Origin of the sequence: Parabacteroides acidifaciens (genome assembly GCF_003363715.1) — a bacterium.
In the GTDB taxonomy this organism is placed as follows: domain Bacteria; phylum Bacteroidota; class Bacteroidia; order Bacteroidales; family Tannerellaceae; genus Parabacteroides; species Parabacteroides acidifaciens.
In genome coordinates this window covers 137,219-144,054 of record NZ_QREV01000007.1, presented here as the reverse complement: position 1 = coordinate 144,054, position 6,836 = coordinate 137,219, and the positions used below count along the sequence as shown (strand labels likewise).

1 protein-coding gene is annotated in these 6,836 nt (G+C 40.3%); it reads left to right on the top strand.

Annotated features, from left to right (window positions below; translation table 11 throughout):
* The first annotated feature begins 155 nt into the window (after window positions 1-155).
* The gene (locus DWU89_RS05050) at window positions 156-6,599 is read left to right on the top strand and encodes a YDG domain-containing protein (protein WP_147292091.1); all 6,444 of its coding nucleotides are present in this window, start codon (window positions 156-158) and stop codon (window positions 6,597-6,599) included.
* Window positions 6,600-6,836: the final 237 nt, after the last annotated feature.

Below are 6,836 nucleotides of genomic sequence, written 5' to 3'. Positions count from 1 at the left end.
GAACGTTTTTGGTCGTCAAAATACAGAAAGTCACATTTGTTAACTGCTATTTGTATAAAAAGATAGTATAGGGTAAGTTAATAAAGCGATTATAGGGTAAAACATTTTATATCATTCAATAAACTCATTATTAATGCTTTAATTAAGAAAACGTTATGAAAAAGAGATTACTTATGTTGCTCGCAGCCTTTATGGCGGTGACGAGTGTGGGTTGGGTACGTGCGGACAATACCGTCTATTACACAATCGGGAGTGCCCCAGGGGGTACAGGTACACAAGGCGCTCCAATTACAGGTACGTCTTTGGAGACTCTTTTAACTGCCGTAAATGCCAATACCACTGCGGACAGTATTGTTATTAATCTGCCGGATGGTGAATACACGGTAACATCTGGAACTTCTTTTTTAATTACAAAACCAGGAGTTAGTATTATTGGTACTGATTCTAATAAGGTTGTAATAAAATCACCATTTGATATCATACTTTCCCAAAAAGGAAATATATCCTTTGCTTCTTTGCAAATTGCAGCGACTACAAGCGTAGGGAGAGGTTTAGTTGATATTAAATCCTCCAATACAACCGTTTCCTTTAGGGAGACAAAACTTAATATTGAAGGTGCAGGTACTGCTGATGGTGGTCCTACAGTTTGCTTTGGTATTGTTTCTCAAATTGACGTAGATAATAATACGGTGAATTTTATAGATTCCCACATGTATATGTCGAAAGGCTATGAGAGAGGCTTATGCTTTAGAGATGGAGCAGGACACACGCTTAATATGGAAAATAGTAAGATTAACGGGCCGTCAGGTGGATCGGGATATCCGTATGTAATTGGTATCGGTGCTTGGCCAGGAGCGACTTCGGAAACAAAACCTATTACTTATAACATCAAAAACTCTATAGTTGATGTGAATTATTATGCAGTTTTTACTAACAACCAAACGAATATCCCGATTATCGTTAATATTGACAAAAGTGATATTACAGGCTGGTCTTCTCTTTATGTACGGGGTGATGGGGTTAGCGATGCTTCTTTTAAACATTTAATTACGATAAAAGAATCGACAATGACAGGGCGTTCTTTTATGAACGGCCCAAGTGATGGTTTTGGTTCATTGGTATTTGAAGTTTGTCCGGATGTCGACTTATCTATTGATACAAAGTCTAAGATTATAGCAAAACATTTGAATCCTCAACAAGTTCCGGCTATAAAAATGGATTTAATGGATATACGTAAATCGAAGATGAATATTGATTTTGTCGCAAACGGCAATTCAAAATGTTTGATGCAGGCATTCAATACGGCTTATACTCCTATTGCTTTTAATAAAAAGAGCGATTCAAATGTAACGATCAATCATATTGAAAATGTAGAAATATTAGATGGAAACAATCAAAGCTATATTGAATTATATAGTTCAAACGGCAGCTTTGATAATGCTGTAGCTGATGTTACCAGTCTCTTATCTGTTATAGAAGATGGAGATAAAGCTGTTTTTCCGGAAGGGACTTTCGAATTACCGGAAATTCTTCAAATGGATAAATCAATCACCATTGAAGGAGCAGGTACAGATAAAACCATTATTAAGGGTCATATAGAGGTCGCTTCTAAAGAAAACACTACTACTACTCTTACCGCAAATAATCTTACTCTTATCGGTAATAATAATTCAGCGAAGCATGGAGTTATCGGAATGATCGGAAAAGGGAAAGATATTGTGAAACTGACTAATTGTAAAATTGATGCAATTAAGAACATAACTGCTCAAACGGCGGCAGTAGGTGTACGTATGGAATCGGTCGGTGCAGAACTGACTATGAAGGATACGGATATTGATGCTTATTATTATGGATTAGGTGTTCGAAACAAAGAACAAAAGGTCGATATCACGAATGGAACTGTTAAAGGTTGGGCTGCTATAATGACAAGCGCTGGTGGCTTAGAAACGGGAAACGGAACATTGGCAAGTACAGGTACGACTATAGATATAAAGAAAGCTGTACTGAAATCTGCTACTGTTTCGAATGAAGACTATGGAGTGGTCGTATTACAAGAAAAATACAATGGAGTGACACTTATGATTGAAGGTTCTACTTTAGAAGCGACAGATGAGAATAAAGATTCTAAAGAAATAGGTGTAAAAGCGTTGTCTGCATTGGATATTCGTTCTTATGGGAATAAGGTCACAGTTAAGAATAGTACACTTTCATCTCTTTATGGAGAGAATTATATTCCGCTCAAGGACGATACATTACATGCGGCTGTTGTTAATTTAGGGTGGTATGGTTCTAATGACCAATCTACGCCGGCAGATAATATAATTGAGATTATTGGTTCCCAGTTAAAAGAAAAACCAGGAGAGAGTCTTGTTTATTCATATCGGGAGAAAGCAGAGAAAGCTTATGACAAACTGACGATAAATGGGACAGATTATGATCCTGCTTCCGGACTTATCTGTTATGGCAAACAGGATTTGCAAAGTAAGATCGATAATGCGATCACAAATGAAACGATCCTGTTGCCGGTTGGTAAGTATGAGCTAAGCAAACAGTTGAATATTACAGCAGCTGTGACTTTACAGGGTACGATTACTGATAAAGATTCTACTATTTTTGTAGCTGCAAGTAATTGGACAGGTTCGGATGGTAGTAGTAAACATCTTATACATATCCCGTCAAATGGTGTAACATTGAAGAATATAGTGGTAGATGGATCCCAATCACCTGCGGGTGGTACCGGCAGTGGTATTAATGTCTATACAGCAACAGGGGTCACATTAGATAATGTAATCTCAAGAAACAATAAGGCAGCCGGTTTGATCGTAAACGGCTCAAAGGTTACTGCCACTAATTTCCGTACTTCAGGTAATGCTTGGTATGGTGTGAATGTGGATAAAGGCCAAGATGTCACAAGCGAACCTGTCTTTACGATCGGTTCAGGTTGTAACTTTGCAGAGGCGGTTGCTATTGTATCAGACAAAAAAGATGCTCCGGCCAGCTATGTTGTCGGTAACGGCTGGTTCAAAACAACAAAAGGTGAGGCTTCTGTCTGGATCAACGGTGCCACCACCGGTCTGAACTTCGCCATTACTTCTGTTCCTTCTTCCGTCATTTACGGCCAAGCTAATCTACCGTTGCTGACGAATGTGGACAGTGCTTATATTAAAGCAGGCAAAGTGAAGATTACTATCGATAACGAGGCTGTTGCAAAAATCAGTAAAGATTCTTTGCAGATATTGAAGCCGGGTAAGGTTAATCTAACTCTGGCTGTAGGTGATACTACGGTTGTTCAGCCGTTGGAAGTTTTGAAAAAGACTTTGACTATCACAGGCATCACGGCAACGACAAGAGATTATAATGGCAGTGATGAGGTTACTTTGGTTACGGACAAAATGGAGGTAAACGGCCTTGTAGGAGATCATACTGCTAAAAATGTTATAACTGCTCCGACTAAGGGAACTGCCCTTTCTGCAAACGCAGGCGTGCAGCCGGTGACAGTGACAGCCGCTTTGCAAGGTGATTATGGTGACTATTACGAGCTGGCAGATATAACTGGTGTGATGGATACGATTAAGAAAGTGAAATTGACTTATAAGACTGCTACTCCGAGTGCAGTTGACTTTGGCAATGTTAGCACGACTTTCACAGCAGCTTTGGCAGATGGAACAGCATTTGTAAATGGTGAAGGTGCAAGTGTTTTAGGTGGCACACTCCAATTTGATTGCCCGGCAACCAATACATCCCTGGCTGGTAAGTATCCTGTAATGCCTTACGGTTATACTTCCAATAATTACGAGATCTCTTATAAAGCAGATTCACTTCAAGTGAATGCCGTTAAACCGGTAGCAGAAATCACAAGCGTAACAGTAAATGGAGTAGGCGATAAGGCTTCTATCTCTGTTTTTGGCCGTATCTTGTCCAATGGTGGTACACCGACTGCTCAGTTAGAAGCTACAGTTACACCGAAAATAAATGGATCTGGATCTGGAACAACTGTAAAGGTTGCAAAGGACGGTACTTTCAAAGTGGAAAATATAGGACTTACTGCTGAAACGTATACGGTGGAACTTACAGTGGCTGCAAGCGGAAGTCTTGTTTCTGAAGTAGTAACTTCCGGAGAAGTAGATTTGAAAGCAGCCCTGCAAAATGTAAACTTCACATCGGTTCCTGCTCGTATGACCTATGGAAGTACAGCTGGTATAGCGGCTGCAAGCACAGAAGCTGATGCTAAGCTTGTTTATAGTATTACAACAGGTGATGCTATAAAGTTCAATTCTGATTCGACAGAAGTAGAAGCTGTGAAAGCAGGTGAAGCCACTGTTACGATAACGGCTACCAAAAGCGAGTATGTAACAGCTATCGCTAAACAAACGATTAAGGTTGAACCTAAATTAGTAACGGTAAAAGCTGTTGCAAAGGATAAGGTATATGATGGCAAACTTGATGCCGAAGTTTCTTTTACGGCTGAAGGTATTCTGGAAAAAGATGCATCGGTTACTCTTACTGCTACAGGTGTAACAGGAACTTTTACAGATAAGAATGCCAGTGAGAGTGCGAAGACTGTAATTCTTAAAGGCGAATGTAAGTTGAATAATGATAATGGTAACTATGTCTTGGTTCAGCCGGCTAATCCGACAGCCAAAATATCAAAAGCCAAGATTACTGCCATTTCTGCATCTGACGTGCAGCGTAGCTACAAAACAACTTCATTGTCTTATAAACTGAATGTTGAAGGTCTTGTAAATGGTGAGCTGATTAGTACGCCGGGCTTATATACCGGAACGATCAGCGTGCAGGAAGCATCAGGTAAGTATGCAATTGTTATGAACGGCGTTACATTCCGTAATTATGATTATACTGGTGTTACACCTGCCGGAGGTGATGTTAATATCATAAAAGGTGTTCCGACTGTTGTAACCTATAATAAGGGGGATAGTAAGGGTGCTGCAGGTATGGTTGTCGATAACGGTGGCTGGGAAAACCTTGGAACACCAGATATCGTCGATGCTACAGAAAGCGGAAAAGTATATGCGAAGTTGGAATATCCTGAAGGAACCGTAACCGGTAATATTATCATTAAAGAAAAGCAAGCTCCTCCTGTAACAATTGACTTAAAAGATGTTCCTTCTGTTTCTTCATATTCTCGCAGAGCTTTGAATACGAAAGCTGTTGGTAGCGGGCTTAGTTATAATGAAGAGAAAGCTTTGACGATAGCTGTAGATGGAGGTTATAGTTATACAGTGGAATCAACAACTCCTTCAGTACTTACTGTATATAAGAAGGAAGATACTGGTCCATATTATGTAAAAGGAACAGGTGTCGGAACAGGTGCTATCTTGATTAAGGTGGGCGATGCCGTTGTTTCTAAGACAATTGATGTGGCTCCTGCTATCTTGAATGTAGCTGTATCCGGCCAAAATAAAGAATATGACGGAACGACGACTGCCAATATCGCTCTACAATTGGATGCCGCTGAAGGCGCTTCTCTTGATTTGGAAGGTGTATCGTTCAATTATGCAAGTAAAGATGCCGGTAGCAGAAACATTCTTCCGTCAAAGGATATTATCCTGAAAGGGAATAATGCAGATAACTACCAGTTGAAGGCCATGTCCCTGAATGGTGAAATATCTAAACGTACGCTGACTGTAACCAGCCAGGTAAGTAAATATTATGATGGAACCAATGCTATTGATTTGACAGATTATTCTGCGACAGGATTACTGACAGAAGAAGCTGCTCCGATAATAAAAGCAACATTTACTGACGATGCCAATGTCGGTCTGAATAAGAATATCAACTTAGAGTTGAAAGGTAATAATGGTAACTATACTTTAAAAGATAATACATCCAAAGGTAATATTTCTAAATCCACGTTGGAGGCAACTTTGCCGGATAAAGCGACAGATGCAACTAATTTGAAGAATAATATTACATATGTAGTTCGTGAATCAGGTGAGACGGTTAAAGCTAATGCTGGTATTAACCAATATGTAGAAGTTACAGGTTCTAATCCATTCTCTGTAAAAGCAACAGATAATGACAATTGCGTTATCATTGTGAATAATGCAGCTGTAACTAAGTCTGACCCTGTTACTCCTCCTTCCGGTGGTGGTGACGAAGGCGATGAAACCGTTACAATCACTCTGGATGCAACAATAAAGACGTTGTCGCGTACTGAAGAGTTCGTGCTGAAAGCAACTGTATCTCCTTCGGATAAGACCGTGACATGGAGCAGCAGCGATCCGACGATTGCCAGTGTGACAGCTAACGGAAACAGTGCAACAGTGAAAGCCCTGAAGGTAGGTACGGCAACGATTACTGCTAAGATCGGTGATGTAACAGCCACTTGCGAAGTCACTGTAGACTTTGCTACCGGCCTTGAAGAAGCCCTTGCCAATACACAGGTATATGCAAAACAGGGTAGTATTTATGTGAATCCGATTCAGCCGCTGCAGCTGACGATTGTGAACATGCTCGGCAAGACAGTTTACAATGCACGCATCAGCAGCTATGCGCAAATACCGGTAACAAATGGCATTTACATTGTGAAATTAACCAATGCCGGCAATACGATTGTTACCAAGGTAAATGTATACTAATCCATATATAAGAGAGTTTTAGTATTGAATGAGAAAGGGCGTCCGAGAGGATGCCCTTTTTTTGTTGTCTTTCCTTTCCCTAACGTCACAACAAACCTTACCTAACAAAAGGGGATGTGTCAAAAGTCCTATTTATAGCGTCTGTGTCCTGGCGGGCTTGACCCGCCATCTCATACTAATCATTGTAAATCAGTACAGTATAAGGTTGCGGGTCAAGCCCGCAATGACACGCTAAAG

Excerpts from the sequence above, each read along its gene's own strand:
- DWU89_RS05050 (WP_147292091.1), top strand. The coding sequence starts at position 156 with ATGAAAAAGAGATTACTTATGTTGCTCGCAGCCTTTATGGCGGTGACG.